Annotated in this window: 22 protein-coding genes; 15 read left to right on the top strand and 7 right to left on the bottom strand. The window is 68.8% G+C overall.

Annotation, left to right across the window (positions count from 1 at the left end):
- Positions 1-7 precede the first annotated feature (7 nt).
- A complete protein-coding gene (locus LFM09_RS23380; protein ID WP_414098877.1) occupies positions 8-1,111 on the bottom strand; it encodes a polyprenyl synthetase family protein in 1,104 nt (367 codons plus the stop codon).
- A 68-nt stretch (positions 1,112-1,179) separates the two neighbouring features.
- Here LFM09_RS23380 and metF point away from each other — a divergent pair, with 68 nt between their 5' ends.
- On the top strand, positions 1,180-2,073 hold the full coding sequence (metF, locus tag LFM09_RS23375; protein ID WP_414098665.1) for a methylenetetrahydrofolate reductase [NAD(P)H]: 894 nt from the start codon (positions 1,180-1,182) through the stop codon (positions 2,071-2,073).
- Here the strand turns inward: metF and LFM09_RS23370 are convergent.
- The gene (locus LFM09_RS23370) at positions 2,070-2,732 is read right to left on the bottom strand and encodes a DUF3153 domain-containing protein (protein WP_414098664.1); all 663 of its coding nucleotides are present in this window, start codon (positions 2,730-2,732) and stop codon (positions 2,070-2,072) included. The two genes, metF and LFM09_RS23370, sit on opposite strands and share 4 nt — an antisense overlap.
- 99 nt (positions 2,733-2,831) lie before the next feature.
- On the opposite strand from LFM09_RS23370, the gene LFM09_RS23365 reads away from it, so the two are divergent.
- Complete coding sequence (locus LFM09_RS23365) at positions 2,832-4,484, top strand: DUF885 domain-containing protein (RefSeq protein WP_414098663.1); 1,653 nt, start codon at positions 2,832-2,834, stop codon at positions 4,482-4,484.
- A gap of 330 nt (positions 4,485-4,814) precedes the next feature.
- On the opposite strand, the gene LFM09_RS23360 is transcribed toward LFM09_RS23365, so the two are convergent.
- Positions 4,815-5,321, bottom strand: coding sequence for a VOC family protein (locus tag LFM09_RS23360; RefSeq protein WP_414098662.1), 507 nt, complete (start codon positions 5,319-5,321; stop codon positions 4,815-4,817).
- Positions 5,322-5,345: 24 nt separating this feature from the next.
- On the opposite strand from LFM09_RS23360, the gene LFM09_RS23355 reads away from it, so the two are divergent.
- Entirely contained in the window at positions 5,346-6,911 is a 1,566-nt protein-coding gene (locus LFM09_RS23355; RefSeq protein WP_414098661.1) for an alkaline phosphatase D family protein, read from the top strand.
- Here the strand turns inward: LFM09_RS23355 and LFM09_RS23350 are convergent.
- Positions 6,888-7,634: a maleylpyruvate isomerase N-terminal domain-containing protein gene (locus LFM09_RS23350; protein WP_414098660.1), complete on the bottom strand. Its 747-nt coding sequence runs from the start codon at positions 7,632-7,634 to the stop codon at positions 6,888-6,890. The two genes, LFM09_RS23355 and LFM09_RS23350, sit on opposite strands and share 24 nt — an antisense overlap.
- Complete coding sequence (locus tag LFM09_RS23345) at positions 7,631-8,050, bottom strand: SAV_6107 family HEPN domain-containing protein (protein WP_414098659.1); 420 nt, start codon at positions 8,048-8,050, stop codon at positions 7,631-7,633. Before LFM09_RS23345 ends, LFM09_RS23350 begins: the two co-directional genes overlap by 4 nt.
- Positions 8,051-8,253: 203 nt before the next feature.
- Here LFM09_RS23345 and LFM09_RS23340 point away from each other — a divergent pair, with 203 nt between their 5' ends.
- The 4 genes from LFM09_RS23340 (at position 8,254) to LFM09_RS23325 (ending at position 11,031) form a co-directional block, all read left to right on the top strand.
- A complete protein-coding gene (locus LFM09_RS23340; RefSeq protein WP_414098658.1) occupies positions 8,254-8,742 on the top strand; it encodes a YbaK/EbsC family protein in 489 nt (162 codons plus the stop codon).
- Positions 8,739-9,302 (top strand): GNAT family N-acetyltransferase, encoded by a 564-nt coding sequence (locus tag LFM09_RS23335; protein WP_414098657.1) that lies wholly within the window; start codon positions 8,739-8,741, stop codon positions 9,300-9,302. The genes LFM09_RS23340 and LFM09_RS23335 overlap by 4 nt, the downstream gene beginning before the upstream one ends.
- Before the next feature lie 110 nt (positions 9,303-9,412).
- Positions 9,413-10,048, top strand: coding sequence for a GntR family transcriptional regulator (locus LFM09_RS23330; RefSeq protein ID WP_414098656.1), 636 nt, complete (start codon positions 9,413-9,415; stop codon positions 10,046-10,048).
- Positions 10,045-11,031, top strand: a complete 987-nt coding sequence (locus LFM09_RS23325) for a 1-aminocyclopropane-1-carboxylate deaminase (RefSeq protein ID WP_414098655.1) — start codon at positions 10,045-10,047, stop codon at positions 11,029-11,031. The genes LFM09_RS23330 and LFM09_RS23325 overlap by 4 nt, the downstream gene beginning before the upstream one ends.
- Before the next feature lie 945 nt (positions 11,032-11,976).
- On the opposite strand, the gene LFM09_RS23320 is transcribed toward LFM09_RS23325, so the two are convergent.
- Positions 11,977-16,521 carry an ATP-dependent helicase gene (locus LFM09_RS23320; protein WP_414098654.1) on the bottom strand — a complete coding sequence of 1,515 codons (4,545 nt, stop codon included), beginning with the start codon at positions 16,519-16,521 and terminating at the stop codon, positions 11,977-11,979.
- A 110-nt stretch (positions 16,522-16,631) separates the two neighbouring features.
- On the opposite strand from LFM09_RS23320, the gene LFM09_RS23315 reads away from it, so the two are divergent.
- From LFM09_RS23315 to LFM09_RS23285, 7 genes are all read left to right on the top strand, one after another.
- Positions 16,632-18,479, top strand: a complete 1,848-nt coding sequence (locus tag LFM09_RS23315) for an Hsp70 family protein (protein ID WP_414098653.1) — start codon at positions 16,632-16,634, stop codon at positions 18,477-18,479.
- A gap of 52 nt (positions 18,480-18,531) precedes the next feature.
- Positions 18,532-19,782, top strand: coding sequence for an MFS transporter (locus tag LFM09_RS23310; protein WP_414098652.1), 1,251 nt, complete (start codon positions 18,532-18,534; stop codon positions 19,780-19,782).
- Positions 19,783-19,791: 9 nt separating this feature from the next.
- Positions 19,792-19,986, top strand: coding sequence for a DUF3046 domain-containing protein (locus LFM09_RS23305; RefSeq protein ID WP_414098651.1), 195 nt, complete (start codon positions 19,792-19,794; stop codon positions 19,984-19,986).
- Positions 19,987-20,132: 146 nt separating this feature from the next.
- The gene (recA, locus tag LFM09_RS23300) at positions 20,133-21,179 is read left to right on the top strand and encodes a recombinase RecA (RefSeq protein ID WP_414098650.1); all 1,047 of its coding nucleotides are present in this window, start codon (positions 20,133-20,135) and stop codon (positions 21,177-21,179) included.
- Between the two features lie 124 nt (positions 21,180-21,303).
- Entirely contained in the window at positions 21,304-21,813 is a 510-nt protein-coding gene (locus LFM09_RS23295; RefSeq protein ID WP_414098649.1) for a regulatory protein RecX, read from the top strand.
- 110 nt (positions 21,814-21,923) lie between these two features.
- Positions 21,924-22,376: a MarR family winged helix-turn-helix transcriptional regulator gene (locus LFM09_RS23290; protein ID WP_414098648.1), complete on the top strand. Its 453-nt coding sequence runs from the start codon at positions 21,924-21,926 to the stop codon at positions 22,374-22,376.
- A 124-nt stretch (positions 22,377-22,500) separates the two neighbouring features.
- Positions 22,501-23,301 carry an alpha/beta fold hydrolase gene (locus LFM09_RS23285; RefSeq protein WP_414098647.1) on the top strand — a complete coding sequence of 267 codons (801 nt, stop codon included), beginning with the start codon at positions 22,501-22,503 and terminating at the stop codon, positions 23,299-23,301.
- Between the two features lie 51 nt (positions 23,302-23,352).
- Here LFM09_RS23285 and LFM09_RS23280 read toward each other — a convergent pair whose 3' ends face one another.
- On the bottom strand, positions 23,353-24,156 hold the full coding sequence (locus LFM09_RS23280) for a S1 family peptidase (RefSeq protein WP_414098646.1): 804 nt from the start codon (positions 24,154-24,156) through the stop codon (positions 23,353-23,355).
- A gap of 186 nt (positions 24,157-24,342) precedes the next feature.
- Here LFM09_RS23280 and LFM09_RS23275 point away from each other — a divergent pair, with 186 nt between their 5' ends.
- Positions 24,343-25,107, top strand: coding sequence for a hypothetical protein (locus LFM09_RS23275; protein WP_414098645.1), 765 nt, complete (start codon positions 24,343-24,345; stop codon positions 25,105-25,107).
- Positions 25,108-25,297: the final 190 nt, after the last annotated feature.

The raw sequence follows: 25,297 nt of genomic DNA, 5'->3' as shown, positions 1-25,297 counted from the left end.
TCAAGCTTTAGAAGGCTCGTTTGGTCGAGCTGATCGCGAGGTCGGCGAGCTTCGTCGCGGCCGGTTCGGCCACCGGGGCGGCGTCGAGCGCGGCCAGTGCGCTCTTCGTCAGCTCCTCGATGCGCTCCTCGACGGCGTCGACGGCGCCGACCTTCACCAGTGCCCGCCGGACCTCCTCGACGGTGTCGAGGTCGAGGTCGGGCTTGCCCAGAGTGATATCCAATATATCGGCGCCGAACTGCATGCCCAGGGCCACGAGCAACGTGCGCTTGCCCTCGGCGAGGTCGTCACCGGCGGGCTTGCCGGTGACCTCCGGGTCGCCGAACACGCCGAGCAGGTCGTCGCGCAGCTGGAACGCGACGCCGATGTCGGCACCGAACGCCCGCAGCCCGTCGATGAGCTCCGGTGAGCCGCCCGCCATCGCCGCACCCATGTGCAACGGCCGTTCGACGGTGTACGCCGCGGTCTTGAGCCGGTCGATCCGCAGCGCGGCGTCCGTGGACGAGTCGCCCTGCGCCTGCGTCAGCACGTCGAGGTACTGGCCGGCGAGCATCTCGGTGCGCATGTCCCGCCACGGCTCGCTCATCCGGCGCAGCACCTCGGCCGGCAGCCCGGCGGCGAAGAGCATGTCGTCCGCCCACGCCAGGGCGATGTCGCCGATCAGGACCGCCGCCGACATGCCGAACCGCTCCGACGAGCCGAGCCAGCCCTGCTCGCGGTGCCGCGCGCCGAACGCGATGTGCACGGTCGGCTTGCCCCGGCGCACCGAGGAGGAGTCCATGAGGTCGTCGTGGATCAACGCGCACGCCTGGATCAGCTCCAGCGAGCTGACCGCCGTGAGGACCTCGCCGGCGAGCTCACCGTCCGGGTCGCCACCCGCCGCGCGCCAGCCCCACCACGCGTAGGTCGGGCGGATGCGCTTGCCACCGCCCAGCACGAAATCGGAAAGCGCGTCCACCGCGCTCGCGAAGCTCGGGTCCATCGCCTCGCCGGACGCGCGCCGGGAGGCCAGGTACGTGGTCAACGCTTCTTCGACGTGCTGGGGCAGGGCAACGTCGATCGGGTGGTGGGACACACCCCCATGGTCCGCTGTGTCGGGGACCACCCGCATGCCGGGGCCCGCGTACCACATCGTGAGCTGATGTCTCACCTAGCGGAAGTACCACTAGGGTTGGTCGCATGACGTCGGTGGTGGAGCGGCTGCGGGGCAATTCAAGCCTCTCGGCCCCCAGATTCTCGGTCGAGTTCCTGCCGCCGCGGGACGCCGAGGACGAGAAGATCCTGTGGAAGGCCGTCCGCGAGCTGGAGGGTCTCGACCCCGCGTTCGTGTCGATCACCTACGGAGCCGGCGGGTCGCGCCGGGACCGCACGATCCGCGCCACCGGCCGCATCGCGCAGGAGACGACGCTGCTGCCGGTCGCGCACCTGACCGCCGTCGACCACTCGGTGGCCGAGCTGCGCAACGTGATCGGCTGGTACGCGGCGATCGGCGTGCGCAACATCCTGGCGCTGCGCGGCGACCCTCCCGGCGACCCGATGGGCGAGTGGGTCGCGCACCCCGAGGGTCTCAACTACGCCGACGAGCTCGTGCGGCTGGTCCGGGAGCTCGGCGACTTCTGCGTCGGCGTGGCGGCGTTCCCGTACGGGCACCCGCGTTCGGGCGACCTCGACATGGACCTGAAGTACTTGCTGCGCAAGCTCAACGCCGGCGCGGACTACGCGGTGGCGCAGCTGTTCCACGAGCCGGAGCCGTTCCTGCGACTGCGTGACCGGGTGGCGGACGCGGGCTGCTCGGCGGCGATCCTGCCGGGGATCATGCCGATGCTGTCGCCGCGCGGGTTGTCCAAGATCGTGGAGCTGTCCGGCGCCGACCTGCCGGTGGAGATCGCGCGCAGGCTGGAGCCGTACGCCGACGACGTGGCCGGTTTCCGGGCGACGGGCATCGACATCGCGACCGAGATGTGTCAGCGGTTGCTCGAAGAAGGCGTTCCGGCGCTGCACTTCTACACGATGAACCGGTCGAAGGCGACGCGGGAAGTGTTGGGGCGCTTGGGTTTGGTGACGCGCGCCTAGACCGTCACGTTCCGCTTGTGCGCGATGAGGGCGAGCACGACGACGATCAGCGCGGCACCGCCGGTGAGCCCGGCGACGAGCAGTGCCCAGCCGAAGAACGACTCCGAGTTCTCGCCCGCGTACTGCACGGTGGCCTGGAGCATCGACGCCTGACCGGGTTTCGGAGACCACGCGATGGTGTTGTTCTCCTCCTCGCGGCCGTTGGTGTTCACGACCTTGCCGGGGAAGCTGACCTTCACCTGGATGTCCGCGCGTTCCACGGGCACCTGGGTGAGGTCGACGGACCCCGAGAGCGTGACAAGATCACCCGACCGGCGGAAGTTCAGGCTGTACCGGCTGTTCGACGAGCTGGTGGCGGTGGAGAGCGTGCGCATCTCCTCGAACGACAGGCCGTTGAAGAACAGCTGCGTGCCCGCGTACGACTCCACCCGGTACGGCTTGGTGGTGACGCGGCTCGCGAGTTCCGGCGGCACCTTCAGCTGAGGGCCGGGGTCGTTGTCCTGCGTGGGTGGCGTGGCCGCGACGATCTCACCCGAGATGCGATCGTCGTCGGACACGGCCATGGCCGCGTACACGCGAACGCAACCGCTCAACGAGAACAAGGTGAGCAGCAGGAAGACCGGAACGAGCAGGGCCCGGGATCGACGCACGGCGGACATCCTGCCAGCACGGTCCAAACGACGCAGTTCCCCGCCATTGGTCGTGAGCTTGACTAACTACCTTTTGGCGTCGCGAGGCGCGAGGTAGCGTCTCGGCACATGTCATCCGTGCACCTCATCAGCAACAAGTTCGTCAGCGACTACGTGGCGCTGGACCCGATCACGGCCACCACGATGGGCTTCGCGGGTTCCGATGACCAGCTGACCGACTTCTCGCCGGAAGGGCACGCGGCGCGCGACGAACTCGCCGTCCGCGCGCTCGCCGACGTCGCGGCGGCCCAGCCCGCGGATGCCTCGGAGGACGCGGCGCGCGCCGTGTTCCTGGAGCGGGTGGGCCTGGAGCACGAGATCTACGAGGCGGGGCTCGTCGAGTCGTCGTTGAACGTGATCGCGAGCCCGATTCAGTCCGTGCGCGACATCTTCGACCAGATGCCGACGGACACACCTGAACAGTGGGCCACGATCGGTCGCAGACTTTCTGCCGTGCCCGCTGCTTTGGAAGGCCTCCAAGCTTCTCTCTCGCACGCCGCTTCCCGTGGTCACGTTTCCGCGCTGCGTCAGGTGACCAGGGTCGCCGAGCAGTGCGACGTCTGGGCTTCGACGTTCTTCAGCTCGTTCGTGAAGTCGTCCGGTGCCGAGGGCGCGCTGCGTTCGTCGCTCGACGCCAGTGCTGCCGCTGCTTCTTCTGCGTACGCGGAGTTCGCTTCGTTCCTGCGGACTTCGCTGGCTCCCCAGGCGCCCACGAAGGACGCCGTCGGCGAGGAGCGGTACCGGCTCGGTTCGCGCTACTTCACCGGGTCGAAGCTCGACCTGGCCGAGGCCTACGCGTGGGGCTGGGAGGAGTTCCTCGGCATCGAGGCCGAGATGAAGGAGGTCGCGGCGCGGCTGAAGCCGGGTGCTTCGCTCGCGGAGACCGCTGCCTATCTCGACCAGCACCCGCGCTACCAGGTGCACGGGCAGAGCGGGCTGCAGGCGTGGATGCAGGAGCTGTCCGACAAGGCGCTGCTCGACCTGCGCGACGTGCACTTCGACCTGCCGGACGCGTTGATGAACCTCGAATGCCGCATCGCGCCGCCCGGCGGTGGTGTCGGCGCGTACTACACGCCGCCGACCGCTGACTTCGCGCGGCCCGGTCGCATGTGGTGGTCGATCGCCGAGGGCAAGTCGGTGTTCCCGACCTGGCGTGAGACGTCGACGGTCTATCACGAGGGTGTGCCGGGGCATCACCTGCAGTGCGCGACGGCGGTGTATCAGTCGGAGACGCTCAACGACTTCCAGCGCCTGATGTGCTGGGTGTCGGGTCACGGCGAGGGCTGGGCGCTGTACGCGGAACGTCTCATGCGCGAGCTCGGCTACCTCGACGACGACGGCGACCTGCTCGGCATGCTGGACGCACACCTGTTCCGCGCGGCCCGCGTCATCATCGACATCGGCATGCACCTGGAGCTGGAGATCCCCGCCGGCACCGGCTTCCACCCCGGCGAGCGCTGGACCCCGGAGCTGGGCCTGGAGTTCATGATGACCCGGACGCTCTCCGAGCCCGCGCACATCCGCGACGAGATCGACCGCTACCTCGGCTGGCCGGGCCAGGCGCCGGCCTACAAGATCGGCGAACGGCTCTGGCTCGCCGCCCGTGAGGACGCGCGGGCTCGCAAGGGCGCGGACTTCGACCTCAAGCGCTTCCACAAGGAGGCCCTGGAGATGGGTTCGATGGGCCTCGACACGCTGCGGGAGCGCCTCGCCGCCCTCTGACCCACGGCCGGCAACCAGGCAATACGCAATATCCGATACGCGATATCCGATATATCGCCGCAGGTCGCGGTGGTATATCGGATATCGCCGTGTCCAGGGCGCGATATATCGGATACCGCCGTGCGATGGCCTGATATATCGGATACCGGGGTCGACGCGGTCCGGTGGGCCATATATCGGATATCAGTTGGGCGACCGCTGGCTGATGTAGTGGATATCGGTTCGTTGGCGCTGGTCAGCGCTACGAGGGGCGCCGCAGGCGGAACATCGGGACGTCGAAGCCCACGCCTGTGAGGCGGATGAGACGGACGGCCTGTCGCGGGATTGTCGTCAGTCGTTGAGCAGTGGCGCAGGCTCCCACCGCACGCGCACGCGGTTGGTGATCGGCTCCGGGTCGTCGGTCCGCACGAACTCCAGCCACGGTCCGGGCTCCGGTCGCACCGATGCCCACCCGTCGCCGCTGCGCACCACCGGATGCCCGGTCGCCTGAGCCGAGGCCAGCGGATCCCGTGAGTCGACGACCACGGCCGCGATCACACCGGTGTACTCGGGTCGCGGCTCCAGGACGCAGAACTCGTTGCCCTGCGGATCGCGCAGCACCACCCACGGCACGTCGCGCTGTCCGACGTCGGCGTGTTCGGCGCCGAGCTTCAGGGCGCGCGCGACGATGTCCGCCTGGTGTTCGAGCGACGACGAGGCCAGGTCGAGGTGCACCCGGTTCTTCTCGATCTTCGGGGCGTCGCTCCACACGAACGTCAGCTCGATCTCGTCACCGGCGAACTCGGACCAGAACCCGGCCAGCGCGGAGGGATCGGCTGCCTCGAACGTGATTTCCACGCGTGCGAGGGTACTGTCTCGCGGGTGGCGAAGCTGGTGCTCGGACCGCTCCTCAGGCATGTGAACGAGACTTCCGCGACCGTGTGGGTCGAGACGGACGTGTCGTGCGACGTCACGATCGCGGGGCACACCGCGCGGACGTTCCAGGTCGGCGGCCAGCACTTCGCCCTCGTCAGGCTTGAGAACCTGGGCCCGCGCACCGAGTACGACGTGAAGCTCGGCCAGGAAAAGGTCTGGCCGGAGCCCGACAGCAAGTTCCCCAAGCCAGTGATCCGCACCGGTGAGGTCACCAGGATCGCCTTCGGGTCGTGCCGCGCCGCACCGAGCCAGCCGGTCGGCCCCGACGCGCTCGACGCCTTCGCGCAACGCCTCATGAGCGCGCCGGAAGAAGAGTGGCCGCAGGCGCTGATCCTGTTGGGAGACCAGGTCTACGCCGACGAACCCACCGAGGCCACCAAGCAGTGGCTGCGCGACCGCCGGCGCGACACGGACGAGCCCGACGGTGAAGTCGTGCACTTCGCCGAGTACGCCCACCTCTACCACGAGACCTGGGGCGACCCGGAGATCCGCTGGTTGCTGTCGGTCGTCCCGAGTTCGATGATCTTCGACGACCACGACGTGCGCGACGACTGGAACACCTCCGCCGTGTGGCGCCAGGAGATGACGGACAAGCCCTGGTGGCGCGACAGGATCCGCGGCGCCATCGCCTCCTACTGGGTGTACCAGCACCTCGGCAACCTCGGCCCGAACGAGCTCGCCAGGGATCCCTTGTACGCCAAGGTGAAAGCTCAGGGCACCGACGTTCTGCCGTTGCTGGAGGAGTTCGCCGAGGAAGCGGACAAGGAGACTCAGGGCCGCAAGTCCACGTGGTGGAGCTACCGCCGCGACTTCGGCCGCGCCAGGCTGCTGATGGTCGACACGCGCTGCGGCCGCATCCTCGAAGGCGACAAGCGGCAGATGGTCAGCGACGAAGAGTTCGAGTGGATCGAGCGCAACGCCGAAGGCGAGTACGACCACCTGCTGATCGGCTCGTCGCTGCCGTGGCTGATGCCGCACTCGCTCAGCCACTTCCAGTCCCTCAACGAGGTCGGCGCGCGCAAGAAGGGCTGGCAGGGCCGGGCCGCGGAGAAGATCCGGCAGGCGGCCGACCTGGAGCACTGGCCGGCGTTCCGCGAGTCGTTCGACCGGCTCACCCGGATGATCGAGAAGGTCGCGAACAACGGCGCCGCAACGGTTTCCGTGCTCTCCGGCGACGTCCACCACAGCTACGTCGCCGAGGCCGAGTTCCCCACACCCACCAAGGCCACGGTCACGCAGCTCGTGTGCTCGCCGGTGCACAACGAGCCGCCGAAGGTGTTCCTGCCGATCTTCCGGCTGTCGTGGTCCCGCGCCGCCGCGTGGATCTTCCGCGGCCTCGCGACCCTCGTCGGCGTGCCGAAGGACCTGATGCGCTGGCGCAAGACCAGCGGCCCGCACTTCGGGAACTCCGTGGCACTGCTGGAACTCGACGGCCGCCGCGCCCGCTACCGGCTGTTGTCGGCAGCGGGCGGGGAGACGGCGTCGGTGTTACTTGGTCGCGAGCCGCAGTAGCGCCCACAGCTGCGCGATCGCGTCGTGGTCGCCGACCACCTCGACCAACCGGTCGGGCAGTCGTCCCCACAACCAGCGGTACATCGTCATCGGATCGGCCGTGACCTGTGCATCGGCGCGGTGGGCGTCCTCCGGGTCGACGACCTGCCAGGCCGACGCCCCTTGCGGACCACAGCGCGTGAGCCACAGGTGATCCTCGACCTGGACCGCGACCAGGCTGTCCCGCGACCCGCGCACCCCGAGCACGTCCAGCTTGTGCCCCAACCACAACGCGAGCACCTCGTCGACGCCGTCGATCGCGACCTCGTCGGTGACGACACCGACCTCCATACCCGCGGCGCCCTGAACGTCCATGCGGTGCAAGGTGGTTTCGTGCGCGAGCCGCCGCCGCCAGAACCCGTAGGTCTCCTGGACGGGCCACCACGTCGCGCACGGCTCGTGCTCGTCGTGCGCGGTGAGTTCGGCGAGCACGGCCTCCGCGCCCGTCCGCATGAAGTCCAGCGGGTCCTGGCCCTCCTCGGGATACTCCTGCCACTCGCCGGGTTGGGGCTCCCGGCCGAGCGTCATCCACCCCAGGGCGATGCGATAGCCGCTGCCGACGTGCCGGACCGTCTCCCCGAGGTTGAGACCGGGACAGGCCGGCACGCCCTTGTGCGGTGGCTGGCCGATCGCGGACATGGCGAGCAGGTCGGCTTCGCGCTGCAGGACTTCCAGAGCGTTCACCGCCTGGCCTCGTTCATCACGCGGTCGACGAGCGTCACGAACTGACCGGTCTGGCGCACCAGGTCGTCGGCCGTGCGCGCGGTGACGTGCCGGGTGATTCCCGCGAGCACAGCGGCCCGCGTCGACGACCACGACGCGAAGAAAGCGGCCCACTCCTGCATTTCCGGCGCGATCGCGGCGAGCAGCACCCACGCGCTGGTCGGCCTCGAACGCCCGCGGTGGGGCCGTCCGCGCAAGGCGAGCACCGCGGCGGCGGCCCGCAGCGCGGCGAGGTAGGCGGTCGCGAACCGCTCGGACGGCTCAGGTGTGCGTTCCGACTCGGCGAGCGAGTCGCGAGCCTGCCGCAGCAGTGCGAGCGCGGATGCGGGTGGCAACGGGATGGGGAAGGCTGCCGGATTCGAAATCTCAGCTGTCATCTCGGCCTCCTCGTGGCGTCGGTGAACGACGTCTCCGCCGAGGGGAAGCCGGCGGCTCTCGGAGGTGGGGTGCTTCCCCCACCCCACCTCCGAGGCATGGTGCGACTCGAACACATGTTCGAGTCGCTCTCAGCGTAGCCGCAGGCCGATGGATTCCTCAACCCGCCCCACCACGTGGGGGCCAGTCGTGGTCTGATGGTGATGTGAGTGCGCTCGAACACCCCGGAATCCGCAAAGTCGCGGAAGCCCTGCCACCCGCCACGGCCGAACGCATCGTCGTGTTGCCGGACGCGGTGCGGACCGCGGCAGCCGCGGCAGAGGCGGTGGGTGTGCAGGTAGGCGCGATCGCGAACAGCCTGTTGTTCGCCGCGATTCGCGACGGCGTGGCGGCCCCGCTGCTGGTGCTGACCTCCGGCGCGCACCGGGCGGACACGTCGCTGGTGGCCGAAATCGTCGGTGCGGACGCGGTGAAGCGCGCAGACCCGGAGTTCGTGCGTGAGCACACGGGTCAGGTGATCGGCGGGGTGTCGCCGGTCGGCCACCCCACGCCGATCGAGACCGTGGTGGACGAGACGCTGGCCGGCTACGAGGAGATCTGGGCCGCCGCGGGACATCCACACGCCGTGTACCCCACGACCTTCGCGGAACTGGTGTCGCTCACGGGTGGCCGCGTGGCGGTGGTGTCGGCATGACGGCCTCGCCGCGCCTGGAGCGCATCGTCGAGATGTCCGCCGCCGAGCTGAACGTCCGCCTCGGCGAAGCACTCTCGCTGTACGTGACCGCGATGAACTACCCGCCCGGCACCGTCGAGCAGCGCGCCCCGATGTGGCTCGCGCACATGATGCGCGAGGACTGGCGCTGCGTCGTGGCGGTGGGGGAGCACGACGAGCTCGTCGGCATCGGCTACGGCTACCGCGGCGCCGCTGGTCAGTGGTGGCACGAACAGGTCCGGCGCGGACTGACGGCCGTCGCGCCGCCCACCGTGGTCGACGAATGGCTTGAGGACTACTTCGAGCTGACCGAACTCCACGTGCTGCCGCGCGCCCAGGGTCGTGGCCTCGGCGAGGACCTGTTGCGCCGCCTGATGGAGGGTGTGCGTTCGTCCCACGTGCTGCTGTCCACGCCCGAGGGGCCGAGCAAGGCGTGGAAGCTCTACCGCCGCGTCGGCTTCGTCGACGTGCTGCGGCACTACCAGTTCACCGGCGACCCGCGCCCGTTCGCGGTCCTCGGCCGCGCCCTGCCTCTCGCCTGACCTGCGAAAACCTGACTCCCGAGCTGCTCGCGGCTCGGGAGTTTTTGGTTTGTCCACAGTTCCTCAGTCGCCAGTTGCGATCACTCAGGTCCGCCCCTACCCTCACTGATATGCAATATATTGGATATGGGTCACTGAAGGAGCGGGCCGCCGCCGAGATCAGGACGGCGATCGTGCGCGGCGACCTGGAACCGGGCACCGCGATCAAGGACGTCGAACTGGCCGAGAAGCTCGGCCTCTCCCGCACCCCGGTGCGCGAGGCTCTGGCGACGCTCACCGACGAGGGCCTGGTCGAGACCAAGCCGCACGCGTACACCCGCGTCACCGCGCTGGAAGCGGAGCCGGTGCGCGACGCTCTCGTTGTCGTGCAAGCGATGCACGCCCTGGCCGCGGGCCTCGCCGTGCAGTCGGGCCTGATGACGGCCGAGGACATCGCCGCGATGCGCACCGCGAACAAGGCCTTCAAGAAAGCCCTGGACGCCAACGACGCCGTCGCCGCCCTGGCCGCCGACGACGAGTTCCACGCCGTGGCCGTCCGCTGCTGCAACAACTTCGCGATCGCCGCGACCATCGACCGCTACACCCCGCTCGTCCGCCGAGCCGAGCACAGCCGCTTCTCCTCACCCGCCGCCCGCCACTCGGTCACCCAGCACCAGCAGATCATCGAGGCGTGCGAGCAAGGCGACTACGCGAAGGCCTCCAACCTGGTGGACAAGAACTGGGGCACGCTCCTGGAGGAACTGTGAACAGATTCCCGCTCCTCTTCGGCCCTTCACCGGTCCACCGCCTGGACCGCCTGTCCACACACCTCGGCGGCGCCTCGGTCTGGGCGAAGCGCGAGGACTGCAACTCCGGCCTCGCCTACGGCGGCAACAAGACACGCAAACTCGAATACCTGGTCGCCGACGCCCTGGCCACCGGCTGCGACACCCTCGTGTCGATCGGCGGCATCCAGTCCAACCACACCCGCCAGGTAGCGGCCGCCGCGGCACGAGCGGGCCTGAAAGCCGTGCTGGTGCAGGAAAGCTGGGTCGACTGGACCGACGTCGGCAGTGACCGCGTGGGCAACATCCTGCTCAGCCGCATGATGGGCGCCGACGTCCGCCTGGTGAGCGCCGAGTTCGGAATCGGCGTCAAACCAGCCTGGGAACAGGCAATCGAGGAAGTCCGCGCCGCAGGAGGCAAGCCCTACCCGATCCCGGCCGGCGCCTCCGACCACCCGCTGGGCGGCATGGGCTTCGCGAACTGGGCGGACGAGGTCCGCCAGCAGGAAGCCCAACTCGGCGTCTTCTTCGACACCATCATCGTCTGCTCGGTCACCGGCAGCACCCAAGCCGGCATGGTCGCCGGCTTCGCGAACGACCCCAACCGCCGCGTGCTGGGCATCGACGCCTCCGCCAAACCGGCCGAAACCCTCGCCCAGATCACCCGCATCGCGCACAACACAGCCAAGCTCCGCGAGGTCGAGGTGTCCGAAAAGGACATCCTTCTCGACGACCGCTTCCACGCCGGCACCTACGGCATCGCCGACGAGTCCACGGTGGACGCCATGCGCCTCGGCGCGAGCCTCGAAGGCATGATCACCGATCCTGTCTACGAGGGAAAGTCGCTGGCAGGCCTCATCCACCTCGTGTCGTCAGGAGAGATCGCCCGCGACTCCACGGTTCTCTACGCCCACCTTGGCGGCCAGCCGGCGTTGAACGCCTACAGCTCACTCTTCCCGGCTTAGTTCACGCTCGTAGTCGCGGTCTTTTGGTGCGGCGCGGAAGCCTGCTTCCTGCAGCATTGTCGCGAGGTGCGAGGTCGGGGCGATCTCGCCGACAGGGCCACGGCGACTCCACGGTTCTCCACACCCACCTCGGCGGCCAGTCCGCCCTGAACGCCTACAACTCGATCTTCGAGGTCTAGACCTCGTCCCTCCGAGTGTCACTTGAACGGGTGAACCTCGTCCTGATCGTCCCAGGTCAGCGTCTTGTTCTGCAGGTCGGGTGAAGAAAGACGTCCTGATTCGCTGGTTCGTCCCTCCCGCAAATATGCGGAGCGCGGGCGTGCGGACCGGGGAACGGGGTCGAGGAACCCGGCGAGTGCGTACTGACGACGCCTGAGCGCGTCAGTCCGTGGAGAGAGAGTCGAGGAGGTGCTCCGTGGAGAGAGAAGAATGAGGTGCACGGTCAGGCTCGCAGTCGCTGGCCGTTCGGTGGGGCGCGAAGGCCCGCTTCTTGCAGCACCGTCGCGAGATGTGAGGTCAGGGCGACATCGCCGACATCGATGAGTCCGCGGTCCTGTACGCCCAGCTTGGTGGTCAGCCAGCGTTGAACGCCTACAGCTCGCTCTTCCCTGCCCAGTGGTGTCGACTTGGCCAGTGGTGTGACTCGACGAGTTGGCTGGGCAGCGCCACGCTCAGCAGTACGAGGGCGTTGGAGCGCCCAGCGATGCACCTGTCCGCAAACCTGAGGCGCTGCTGTGCTGGGTTCGGTGGTTGGCCTGGCCTGGGTTCGGTGGTTGGCCTGGCCTGGGTTCGGTGGTTGGCCTGGCCTGGGTTCGGTGGCTGGCCTGGCCTGGGTTCGGTGGCTGAGCTGGTCAGGGGTCCGGTCGCGGACCTGGCCAGCCATCACGGATGGCGTGGCTCTGCGCGCGTTCGCGGTCGTGTGCGACGGGGTGTGGGGATGCCGGGTCAGGCTCGCAGGCGCAGGCCTTTCGGGGTGGCGCGGAAGCCTGCTTCTTGCAGCACCGTGGCGAGGTGTGAGGTCAGGGCTACTTCGCCGTCTGCCCGTTGGACCGCGAGTTGGCCCAGCCAGCCGTCGCGGACTGCGCGGCTCAAAGCGTTCGCGGCTATGCGTAGCGTTGGGTCGTCGTCGGTGAACGAGAGCAGGGATTTGCCGCCGCGCTCTACGTACAGCGCTGGGGTGCCGTCGACCAGGACGGCCAGTGCGCCGGCCTTGCGGGCTGGGCGGTGTTTGCCTTCTCCCAGCGGATCTGGCCACGGTAGGGCGGCGCCGTAAGGCTGGGCTGGGTCGGCTGCGGCTAGCACCACGGCTGACTGGTCGGCCTGTGGCGGTTGGCCGGGTGGGCGGGACAGCGTGCGTAGGCGGTCCACCGCGCCTCGTGCGGCGAACTGGGCGGCGCCTAGGCCTTCGACCACGTAGCCGCGGATCACCTGGCCCGATTCCTCCATTGCTCGCAGCACCTTGTAGACGCCGCTGAAGCCGCCGGTCACGCGTTCGGTGTCCAGGGCGCCGCGGGTCAGGACGCCGTGGCGTTCCAGGAATGCTTCGGCTCGGGCGTGTGCTCGGCGGGTTGGGTCCGAGGCCGGGGGTACGGCTAGCGACCAGCGGCCGGCTGCTGTTGGTGGGCCCGTGCGGGAAGGCATGTCCGGGCGGGCGGCTCGCAGGCGGGCGTAGCGGCCACGAGGGGCGCTGCGGCGGGGTTTGTGGGCCGCGCCGCCGCCGGACACCAAGGCGCGCAACGGGGACAGGGTGTCGTTGGTGATCAGGCCCGCCCAGACCAGGTCCCACAGCGTGCCGACTACTTCGGCGTCTGTGCATGTCACGGACAGCGAGGCGCGGTCGACTACCTGGCGGAAGAACAGCGCGCCGCCGGACAGTGCTTCCAGGACCGCTGTGTGCAGCGGTGACTCCGGGATGGACTCCGGTACCAGGTCGGGTAGGAGTAGGTCTGCCACATCTGTTGGCGCCAAAGCGATCCAGCCGTCGCCGCCGGCCAGGGCGCCGCAGCCCGTCCACGTCACCTCGCCGGACGCCGTCAGCTCGTCCAGGAGTGCCGGGTAGTAGCCCGGTAGGCGGGAGGGGAGTAGCAGGGATTCCAGGGCGCTTGCCGGAAGTGGTGCTCCCGCTAGCTGTTCCACCACGGAGAAGACGTCGTCGACCGTTGGGGCCGAGCGCAGGCGGCGGCCTAGACCGTGCCACGACGGGAGGAAGCGGCCCAGTGCGGCGGGTTCGACCGGCTCCACCTCGGAGCGCAGGCGGGCCAGCGAGGCGCGGCGCAGGCGGCGGAGCACGTCCGCGTCGCAGTACTCGGTGTGGGTGCCGCCGGGGCGGAGTTCGCCGCGGACCAGCCTGCCCGTGGCGGCCATGCGTTCCAGGACGCCCGTCACCACGGCCACGCCCAGGCCGAAGCGGGTGGCGGGTTCCGTGGCGGCGAACGGGCCGTGGGTGCGGGCGTAGCGGCTCAGCAGGTCGCCCAGCGGATCTGGCACGGGTTCGGTGAACGCCTCTGGGACGCCTACCGGCAGGGCTACGCCGAGTGCGTCGCGGACTCGGCCGGCGTCCTCGATCGAGAGGGTGCGTTCCTCGCCGGCGATCCGGACTCGGATCGCGCGGCGTTGGGCTACCAGTTCGTCGAGCCATTCGCGAGGGACGCCGCGTTCTAGAGCCTCCGCGTCGGAGAGATCTCCCAGGAACCGCAACAGGTCCGCGGTGTCCTCGGCGTGACGTGGGCGGCGGTCCTCGGACAGGCGCTGCAGGCTGCGTTCGACCTCGGCCACTACCTCCGGGTCCAGCAGCTCCCGGATCGCCTCGGAGCCGAGCAGTTCTGCGAGCAGCGTCGAGTCGAGAGAGAGCGCGGCCGCGCGGCGTTCCGCCAGAGGAGCGTCCAGCTCGTAGAGGAACATGCCCACGTAGCCGAAGAGCAGGCTGCGGGCGAACGGCGACGGAGACGGCGTCTCCACCTCGACCACGCGCACCCGGCGTGCGCGGACGTCCGACATCAGCTCGCGCAGGCCCGGCACGTCGTAAACGTCCTGCAGGCACTCGCGCATCGCCTCCAGGACCACCGGGAACCGCTCGTACTTCGCGGCCACCGACAGCAGCTGGGCGGAGCGCTGACGCTGTTGCCACAACGGAGTGCGGCGTTTCGGATCCCGGCGGGGGAGCAACAGCGAGCGTGCGGCGCACTCGCGGAACCGGGCCGCGAACAACGCCGAGCCACCCACCTCGGCCACCACGATCTGCTCGACCTCGTCCGGATCGAGCAGCACGTCCTCGGCGCCCGCGGTCACCTCCACGCCCTCGTAGTCGAGAGCGTCCGGCAACCGCAGCACGATGCCGTCGTCGGAGTGCGCCGCCTGCACCTCGACGCCACGGCGTTCGCGCAGCCGGGCGGCGATCGCGAGCGCCCACGGCGCGTTGACCTGAGCACCGAACGGTGAGTGCACGACCAGCCGCCAGTCGCCCAGCTCGTCGCGGAACCGTTCCACCAGAACGGTTCTGTCGTTCGGGACGTGCCGCGTCGCCTCCCGCTGCTCGCCCAGGTACGCCAGCAGGTTGTCCGTCGCCCACTGGTCCAGCCCAGCGGAAGCAGCGCGAGAGCGAGCCGCCGAATCCTCCATTGTGGACACTTCGCGGAGGAACTTGCCCATCGCCCGGCCCAGTTCCAGCGGCCGGCCCGGGGCGTCGCCCTTCCAGAACGGCATCCGCGCGGGCTGGCCCGGAGCAGGCACCACGATCACACGATCGTGTGTGATGTCCTCGACCCGCCACGACGACGTGCCGAGCAGGAACGTGTCGCCGACGCGCGACTCGTAGACCATCTCCTCGTCGAGCTCGCCGACGCGCGAACCAGGACCGTTCTCCGAAGGCGGCGTCATCACGGCGAACAACCCGCGGTCCGGGATCGTGCCGCCGGACGTCACCGCCAGGCGCTGGGACCCAGGCCGGCCGCGCAGCTCGGAGTTCACCCGGTCCCACGTGATCCGCGGCCGCAGCTCGCCGAACTCCTCGGACGGGTACCGGCCCGACAACATGTCCAGCACCGCCTGCAGAGCCGAGTCCGGCAGACCCGCGAACGGCGCTGCCCGCCGCACCAGGGCCGTCAGGTCCTCGACCGTCCACGTCTCCATCGCCACCATCGCGACGATGTGCTGCGCCAGCACGTCCAACGGGTTGCGCGGGAACTTCACGGCCTCGATCGCGCCGTTCTGCATCCGCTCCGCCACCACCGCGCACGACACCAGGTCGCCGCGGAACTTCGGGAACATCACGCCCCGCGAGATCGCACCCACCTGGTGACCAGCACGGCCGACGCGCTGCAGCCCCGAGGCGACCGACGGCGGCGCCTCCACCTGCACCACGAGGTCGACCGAGCCCATGTCGATGCCGAGCTCCAACGACGAAGTCGCCACCACGCAGGGCAAACGCCCGGACTTCAGATCTTCTTCGACCGCGGTGCGCTGCTCCCGCGACATCGACCCGTGGTGCGCGCGGGCCACCGAGGCCGAAGTCTGGATCGTCACGCCCGACTGGCCGACCGCCTCAGCCGGGAACGACGACATCTCCACTGCTTCTTCCGCGAGCTCGTTCAGCCGCGCCGTCAGCCGTTCGGCGAGACGGCGCGAGTTCGCGAACACGATCGTCGACCGGTGCGCCCGCACGAGCTCCAGCACCCGTGCCTCGACCGACGGCCAGATAGACGTGCGTTGCTCGGCTCCAGCAGCCGATCCCGACACCTCACCAGTCGGCTGGCCGAGCAGCGTCATGTCCTCGACCGGCACCTCCACCTCGACCTGGATGGTCTTGGGGGTCTTCGGCTGCACGACCGACACCGGCCGCCCACCGGCGAGGAACGTGCTGATCTCCTCGACCGGCCGCACCGTCGCCGACAGCCCGATCCGCTGAGCGGGCTTCTCCAGCAGCGCGTCCAGCCGTTCGAGTGACAACGCCATGTGCGCGCCGCGTTTGGTGCCCGCCACCGCGTGCACCTCGTCGATGATCACCGTCTCCACGCCGCGCAACGACTCGCGCGCCGACGACGTCAGCAGCAGGAACAACGACTCCGGCGTGGTCACCAGCACGTCCGGGGGAGTGCGCCCGAACGCCCGCCGTTCTTCCGGAGACGTGTCGCCTGTCCGCATGCCGACCGTGATGGAAGGCTCGGTCAGACCCAGCCGATGCGCGGCCTGCCGAATACCGGCGAGCGGCGCGCGCAGATTTCGTTCGACGTCCACCGCCAGCGCTTTCAACGGTGAGACATAAAGCACCCGGCACCGGCGACGAGGTTCGGAAACAGGAGGAGAAGAAGCCAGCCTGTCCAGCGCCCACAGGAACGCGGCCAGCGTCTTGCCCGAGCCCGTCGGGGCGATGACCAGCGCGTGCTCGCCCGCCGCCGCAGCGGCCCACGCACCCGTCTGCGCCTGGGTCGGAGCGGCGAAGGCTCCGGCGAACCACTGCCTGGTCGCCGGTGAGAATGCCTTCATCACGTCCATGGCGACCATCATGACAACCGGGTCTGACAATTTCTGATTGCGCAGGTCCGAGTACCCGGCGAAGGCCTCTGTGGCACGATCACCGCAGAACGTCCTGCGAGGGGAGCACGGTGCGCGTCCTGTCCGTCGACCTGGGCACCGCCAACACGGTTGCGGTGCTGTCCGACCACGGTGTGGTGGATCTGGACGGAGGGCCGACCATGCCCTCGTCCGTCTACCTCGACGAGGACGGCACCCTGCGCGTCGGCAGAGAAGCCGAGCGGCGCTCCCGCCAGGACCCGTCGCGCTACGAGGCGAACCCCAAGCGCCACATCGACAAGGCGACGATCAAGCTCGGCGAGACGAACCTCCCGGTCAACGACGCGCTCGCGGCGATCTACGCGCGCGTGATGGAAGCCGTGACCCCGTTGCTGCAAGGCGCGCAGCTCGACGAGATCCGGCTCACGCACCCGGCCGAATGGGGTCCGAGCAGGCGCAACAAGCTGCTGTCCTCGGCCAGGCTCGCGGGCATGACCGGTGAGCTCGTGCCGGTCCCCGAGGCCGTCGCGGTGGCCTCGCTCGGCGGCGGCCGCCCGCTCGCCATCTACGACTTCGGCGCCGACACGTTCGACGTCTCCGTGCTCGACGCCGAGCACCGGATCCTCGCCGACGGCAGCCTCAGCGACGTCGGTGGTCTCGACATCGACCAGGCACTGCTGGAGCACATCGGCCGCAGCGTCTCGCACAAGGACCCGGCCGGCTGGCAGCGGCTGCTGCGCCCGACCACGATCGACGACCACCGCGCCCGCCTCGGCCTGCGCGAGGAACTGCGGCTCGCCAAGGAGGACCTCTCCGAGCTGCCTCAGGTCGAGGTGATGATGCCGGAGCCGTTCGAGAAGGTCGTCATCACGCGCGCGGAGCTCGAAGCGCTGATCCGGTCGAGCCTGATCCGCAGCACCGAGCTGCTGATCACCACCGTGCACAAGGCCGGTGTCACGCCCGAGCACGTCTACCTCGTCGGCGGCTCCTGCCGGATGCCGCTGGTCGCGCAGATCATCGCGGAGAAGGTCGGCATCGTCCCGACCAACCCCGACAACCCGGAGACGATCGTCGCGTCCGGCGCACTCGCCGTGGACAAGACGAAGATCACGCTCAAGGCCGAGGACGACAAGCCCAAGTACGTCGAACCGCCCACCGTCGTGACCGCGCCGGTCAGCCCCGCCGTGACCGGGCCGCACCCGGTGAACCCGAACGTCAGCGGCCCGCACCCCGCGGTCAGCGGGCCGTACGCGGTCAACCCGAACGTGAGCGGCGCGTACTCGACCAGCGGCACGTACCCGGTGACCGGCCCGTTCCAGGCGAACCCGGCGGTCAGCGGCAGCTACCCGATGAACTTCCCGCAGCAGGCGCCGAAGAAGGACAACAAGAAGGTCTTCATCAGTGTCGGCGCCGCGATCGTGGCGGTGGCCGCGATCATCGGCTCGGTGATCGCGTTGTCCGGCCCCGACCTGCCGTCCGCGGACGAGTGCAAGGACGACGTCGCGCAGGACGGCCAGGGCTTCACGAAGTGCCTGCGCCAGCTCGCGGGCACCGTGCCGGACGGCGGCGGCTGCGAGCACGCGGACTCCGCGCAGATCACCGGCATGGAGGAGATCAAGGGCACGGTCGTCAGCTGCACGATCCGCGACGGCTACGCGGTCCAGTACATCCTCACCGACAGCGTCACCGGCGCCGAGAACAACGCCGACGCCATCGTGAAGTCCTTCCAGACCGACCGCGTCGAGGCCGACTGGGCCGGAAACGGCCTGGAGGGCAACTACCGCGCGGCCACCTCCAGCGGTACCGGCGTGCTGGTGTTCACCGCCAAGGGGCGCCCGATGTTCGGCATCCTCACCAAGACCGCCGAGGAGAACGCCGACGAGCTCAAGCCGGACGAAATCGCCGACTTCTTCGAGCAGACGGTGCTGCCGGGGGAGTAACCGCCCCTGATGGACCTGTCGGCCCGCGCCGAACCATGCCACCATCGCGATCATGGTGACCGTCGCGCCGCAGGTCGAACGCGTGCAGCGCAAGGTCGTTCGCGTGCTGACCGGCACCCAGATCCTGGGTTCGGCGGCGGTGACGATCGGCCTCGCGATCAGCACGTTGATCGCCGCGTCGTTGTCCGGGTCCGATGCCGTCGGCGGGCTCGCGCAGACCGCGGCCGTCGCCGGGGCCGCGCTGCTCGCCTTACCCGCGGCCCGTCTCGCGCAACGGCGTGGGCGCCGGCCCGCGTTGATCCTCGGCTACGGCGTGGGCGCCATCGGTGCACTGGTGGCCGCGGTCGCCGTTGGTGCCGGTTTGTGGCAGGTGTTGTTGGTAGGGCTTCTTCTGTTCGGAGGGGCGTCCAGCGCGAACTACGCGGCTCGTTATGCCGCAACGGATCTGGCGGATCCCCAACGGCGTGCGCGTGAGCTCTCGCGCGTCGTGTGGGCGGCCATGATCGGCGCGATCATCGGCCCCAACCTGGCCGATCCCGCCGGGCGGCTCGCCGGTTCTCTGGGGCTGCCGGTGGGTTCCGGGCCGTTCCTGCTGGCGGCCGTCGTGCTCGCGGCCGCCGCGCTGGTGATCCAGTTCGGGCTGCGGCCGGACCCGCTGGTCGTCGTGAAAAGCACCCGACCGGTTGAATCTCTGCACTGCACCGGAGGTGGCTCGCCCGGTGGTCTGAAGATTTGGGGATCGCTCGGCTCGATGGCACGACTTGCACTCGTTGGAGTGATGTTGTGCCACACCGCGATGGTCGGGCTGATGTCGATGACGCCGGTGCACATGAACCACTCCGGGTCGTCGTTGCGGGTCGTCGGCATCGTCATCAGCCTGCACGTCGCCGCGATGTACGCCGCGAGTCCCCTGTTCGGGTGGATGGCGGACCGGCTGGGCCGCGTGCCGGTGCTCGCGATCGGCGCGTCGCTGGTGGTGGCGGCGTCCGGGGTCGCCGGGATGGCGCCGTCGCACGACGCTCCGCAGCTCGCCGCGGGACTGGCGCTGCTCGGGTTCGGCTGGTCGGCGGGACTCGTGTCGGGCTCCGCACTGCTGACCGAGTCCGTGCGGGTCGAGGACCGGCCGGCCGCGCAGGGACTGTCCGATCTGGTGATGAACGTCGGTGGCGCCGTTGGGGGAGCGGTGTCGGGGATCGTCGTCACGGCGTGGTCGTACGCGGCGCTCGGGCTGATCGTCGGGTTCACCGCGCTGCCGCTGCTGATCGTGTGCCTCTTCGCATCACTGCGCAGGCCCGTTCGTTAATGTCTGCGGGTGCGCATCACCGTGTTCCGCAAACTCATGACAGGGGAGTTCGGCCAGGTCAGGGCCGAGATGATCGCCCGCGACCACGTGCTGTCGTCGCTCGGCGGCCGCACCGCCGACCAGGCGCTGGAGGCCGGGATCGGCGCCAAGGAAGTCTGGGGCGCGGTCTGCGACGCGTTCGAAGTTCCCGAAAATCGACGCTGAGCTGCCGGTTCGGAGTGTCACGTGTGCTCGAACACGTGTTCGGCTACAGTGGCCCCGACCCCGGCTTCGCAAAATTGTCAGACCCCGCCAGTAGCGTCTGATCCAACATGACGAAGCAACGGCAGACGACAAAAGGTGGATCCAAGATGGCACCCGCAGCACCCGACCGGGACAAGGCGCTCGAGCTGGCCCTGGCGCAGATCGACAAGCAGTTCGGCAAGGGCTCCGTGATGCGCCTCGGCGAGGAGGGTCGCGCCCCGATCGAGGTGATCCCGACCGGTGCGATCGCGCTGGACGTGGCGCTCGGCATCGGTGGTCTGCCGAAGGGTCGTGTCGTCGAGATCTACGGTCCTGAGTCCTCCGGTAAGACCACCGTCGCCCTGCACGCCGTCGCGAACGCCCAGAAGGCCGGCGGTATCGCCGCGTTCATCGACGCGGAGCACGCCCTCGACCCGGAGTACGCGAAGAAGCTGGGTGTCGACACCGACGCGCTGCTGGTGTCCCAGCCCGACACCGGTGAGCAGGCGCTCGAGATCGCGGACATGCTGGTCCGCTCCGGCGCGCTCGACATCCTGGTCATCGACTCGGTCGCCGCCCTCGTGCCGCGCGCCGAGATCGAGGGCGAGATGGGCGACAACCACGTCGGTCTGCAGGCCCGCCTGATGAGCCAGGCGCTGCGCAAGATCACCGGTGCGCTGAGCGCGTCCAACACCACCGCGATCTTCATCAACCAGCTGCGCGAGAAGATCGGCGTGATGTTCGGCTCCCCGGAGACCACGACCGGTGGTAAGGCGCTGAAGTTCTACGCCTCCGTGCGTCTGGACGTCCGCCGCATCGAGACTCTGAAGGACGGCGGCGAGCCCGTCGGCAACCGCACCAGGGTCAAGGTCGTGAAGAACAAGGTCGCGCCGCCGTTCAAGCAGGCCGAGTTCGACATCCTCTACGGCAAGGGCGTCTCGCGCGAAGGCTCGCTCATCGACATGGGCGTCGACCAGGGCATCCTGCGCAAGTCCGGTGCCTGGTACACCTACGAGGGCGACCAGCTGGGCCAGGGCAAGGAGAACGCCCGCAAGTTCCTGCTGGACAACCCGGACATCGCGAACGAGATCGAGAAGCGCATCAAGGACAAGCTCGGCATCGGCGCCACCCTCGACGCCGAAGAGGCGGCCCCGGCCGCGCCCGTCGAGTTTTAGTGGCGTGGCCCGAAACCTTGGCGGTGAATTCACGCTCAGCAGGGCGCCTCGCGGCACGATGCGCCCGTCTGACCGCGAATTCGCACGTCAACGTTCCGGTCCACACCACTAGGAGGTACCTGGTTTGGACGAGGCTGAGGAGCAGCGCAAAGCGCGGGACATCTGCTACGCGCTGCTCACCGCTCGCGCCCGATCGCGGCAGGAACTGCACGACGCGTTGCTGCGCAAGGGAATCAGCGCCGGTGCGGCCGAGGTCGTGCTCGGCAAGTTCGACCGCGCCGGTCTGATCGACGACGCCCAGTTCGCCGAGATGTGGGTGCGTTCCCGGCACACCTACAACGGGCTGGGCCGTCGTGCCCTCGCGATGGAACTGCGTCGCAAGGGCGTCGCGGACGAGGTGGTGGCCGAGGCCGTCGCCGCGGTCGACGGCGAGGCCGAAGAGGAACGGGCCCGCGAGCTGGTCCGCAAACGCCTGCGCACACTGTCCGGTGTGGACGAGACGACGAAGATCCGCCGGCTCGTGGGTGCGTTGGCGCGCAAGGGTTATGCGGAAGGGCTCGCGTACCGGGTGGTGCGTGAAGAGCTGCGTGCCGCCGGGGACGAGGCTTCGGCGTTGGACGAGCCCTGGTCGTGAAGCCGTTGTCGAGTGCGCTGATCGGCCGGGCTTCCCAAGCTCACGCCGTCTGCTGACGTCGGTAACCGATCTCGCCGCGAATTACATCGTGCGCGAGTAGTCTGGGTGGTGTGAGCACTACTCCCGACACGCCGTCCACCGTCACGCCCACGGTCTCCGACCTGCTCTGCTTCGACCTCTACACGACGTCGCGAGCGGTCACCGGGTTCTACCGGCCGATCCTGGACAAGGCCGGCATCACCTACCCGCAGTTCCTGGTGATGCTCCTGCTGTGGGAGCGCGACTCGCGACCGATCAGGGAGCTCGTGCACGAGCTCGACCTCGAATACAGCACGCTCTCGCCGTTGATCAAGAGGCTGGAGAAGAGCGGCCTGCTGGTGCGCGTCACGCATCCCGACGACGAGCGTTCGGTGCTCGTGCAGCTCACCGACAAGGGTCGTGACCTGCGGTGGATCGGTGCCGAGATGACCAACCAGCTGGGACAGGCGCTCGGCATGGACGAGCAGGAGATCGCCGTCCTGCGCAAGGCCCTGCACCGGGTCAAGCACGGTGCCGAGCGCTAGCCGAAGCCTTGTGAGCTGAATTACATCGCGTACGAGGCATCTCGTCCGGTAACTTACATCGTGCACGACCTAATCGAGCACGATGCACCACCGCCAAGGTGCCTGACGAGAGAGTGAGAGAGCAATGCGAGTTCGCAAGGTGTTCGCCGTTCTTGGAGCCCTGCTGGCCCTGGCCGCTTCCGTTCCGTCGGGTGCCGGCGCCGTGGAGGAGACCGAGAAGCCCGGCGCCAAGAAGCCGACCATCGTGCTGGTGCACGGCGCGTTCGCCGATGGAGCCAGCTGGAACGGTGTCGTGGAACGCCTGCAGCGCAAGGGATTCCCGGTCGTCGCGGTCGCGAATCCGTTGCGGAGCCTGACCTACGACTCGAACTACCTGCGCAAGGTGCTGGCCTCGATCGAGGGGCCGATCGTGCTGGCCGGGCACTCCTACGGCGGCATGGTCCAGTCGAATGCCGCGCTCGGGAACCCGAACGTGAAGGCGCTGGTCTACATCGCGGCGTTCGCGCCGGAGAAGGGTGAGAGCGCGCTGGAGCTGTCGAACAAGTTCCCCGGCAGCACGCTCGGCGACACGCTGCAGGTCATCGACCTCGGTGACGGCACCAAGGACCTGGCCATCCAGCAGGACAAGTACTGGCAGCAGTTCGCGGCGGACGTTCCCCGCAACGAGGCGAAGCTGGCGGCGGCGACGCAGCGTCCGGTCAACGACAGCGCGCTGACCGAGGGTGCTGGCGACCCGGCGTGGCACAGCATCCCGTCGTACTTCGTGGTCGCGGGCAAGGACAAGAACATCCCGATCGCGGCGCAGAAGTGGATGGCCGAGCGCGCCAACGCCCGTGCCGTCGTCGAGGTCCGCAGCGCCTCGCACTCGGTGGCCGTGTCTCAGCCGGAAACTGTGACCGACCTGATTGTGCGTGCGGCACGTTAGTAAGAGCAGGAAGCCGGGGCGCGGCAGGGGCGCCCCGGCTTTCGCCATGTCTCAGGGCTTGGCGACCTTGCAACCCGGCAGCGACAGGTTCAGCGTCGTGCGCGGGCCGAAGCAGGCGACGAAGTCGTACGTCTGCTGGCCGTAGTTGATGCCCTTGCGGACGGTGACGTTGCCGGCGGTGTCGACCTCGCACGGGTTGTTCATCGTGCAGCGGCCGCCGCTCTCGTTGCCGGTGTTGTTGACGCCGACGACCTTGCCGCTCGCGTTGTCGATGATCGGCGAACCCGAGGTGCCGCCGATGGTGTTGCACGACGGCGTGTAGCGCAGCGAGTCGCGCCAGGTCCAGTTGGCTTCCTTGAGCTGGTGCACGAAGCCGTCGATCTGGCAGGAGTAGATCCGCTTCCAGTAGCCGGAGACGACGCGGATGTCGGTCTTGGCCACGGGATGCGAGCCCGACAGCTCCAGCGCACGGCTTCCGTACTGCTGCTGGATCTGCCCGTAGGTCGTGTTGAGCTGGTAGAGCGCGGCATCGGTGCCGGTCATCGTGGCGTAGAGGAGCTTGGTCGCGCTCAGCTTCGCGAGGTCCGCCGTGCCGGAGCTGTTGAGCAGCCTGAACGTGCGGGTGTCCGGCTTGTTGACGATCACCTGACCGGGCTTCATGAGCTCGACGCAGTGCCCGTTCGTGAGCACGAGCGCGTTGTCGGAGGCGGTCGAACTCGCCAGCCGGACCAACGAACCGGAGCAGTTGCTGAGTGCCACGATGCCGGTGAAGTCGACGGCCGCTTGTGCCGGTGCCGCCGTCACACCGAGTGCGGCGATCGCCGCGAGCAGGGATCCAACGAGTCGTCGTGCCATGTGCAGGGTTCCTTTCAGGGATGGCATCCAACGCCAAGCCTGTACGGATCGTAGTTGTCTCGCTACCTTCGGAAGTCGGCTGACAGGCAGGCCGTAACTCGATCGAGTGACAGGGCGGTAGGGCGCTAACAGGTAAAGCGGACCAATCGACGTGGTGGTCACACATCGCAACCGCCAGGAGCCGTGATGACCTACCCGCAGCAGCCCGTCTACGCCCCGCCTCCGGTCGCACCGCAGAAGCCCACGAAGTTCGGCGCGCTGGCGTGGACAGCGGTGATCCTCGGGATCGTCGGGGTTGTCTGCTCGTGGGTCATCTTCTTCAACAACCTCACCGCTATCGCCGCGTTCGTCGGGGTTGTGCTCGGCGTCATCGCGTTGTTCGGCACGCGCAAGATCCTCGCGGCCGTCGGCGTCGTGTTGTGCGTTCTGGCCATCGTCTTCACGGTGGTGGCGCAGCAGGCGGCGGTCGAGGAGCTCGACAAGATCTTCGACGGCACCACGAACCAGGGCCAGGTCGGCGTCGCCGGCGAGACCCCTAAGCAGGAGGCGCTCGCCGAGACCCCGACCTGGGGCAAGCAGTACACGTGGGCGAACGGGCTCGCGGTCGTGGTCGCCGCGCCCGTCGCGTGCACGCCCGGTCAGTTCTCCGCGCCGTCCAACATCGTCCGCGCGGTGAAGTTCAAGGTCACCATCACCAACGGGACGAGCGCCGCGTTCGAGACCGCGCTGCTGTCGATGGGCAACGACGCGCAGCACAACGGGCAGAAGGCCGAGCGGATCTTCGACAGCAGCGGCGAGTGCGGTGGCGGCTTCGAGGCGGTGACCGTGTTGCCGGGCAAGACCTACACCTTCGAGATCGCGTATTCGGTCGGCGCGCAGCCCGGCGAGATGCAGCTCGTGTTCGAGCCGAGCTTCAACTCCGACAAGGCCGCGTTCGTCGGTCAGGCGTAAACCGTTCGCTAGCGGGCGCTCGGACGGGTTACAAATCGGGGCATGTTGCGCAAGTATCCGCGAACGCCCCACCTCGAGGGCTCGCGCCTGCAACCGGGCGACGAGGATCTCGACCAGGTGCCGTTCCGTGCGATCGCGGGACGGCACCTAGTAGTACTTTGTTAGGTCTCGGCGTGTCGTGGGGACGCGG

The organism is Lentzea alba, assembly GCF_047445655.1.
Lineage (GTDB): Bacteria > Actinomycetota > Actinomycetes > Mycobacteriales > Pseudonocardiaceae > Lentzea > Lentzea alba_A.
This window is presented reverse-complemented; position numbering and strand designations above follow the sequence as displayed.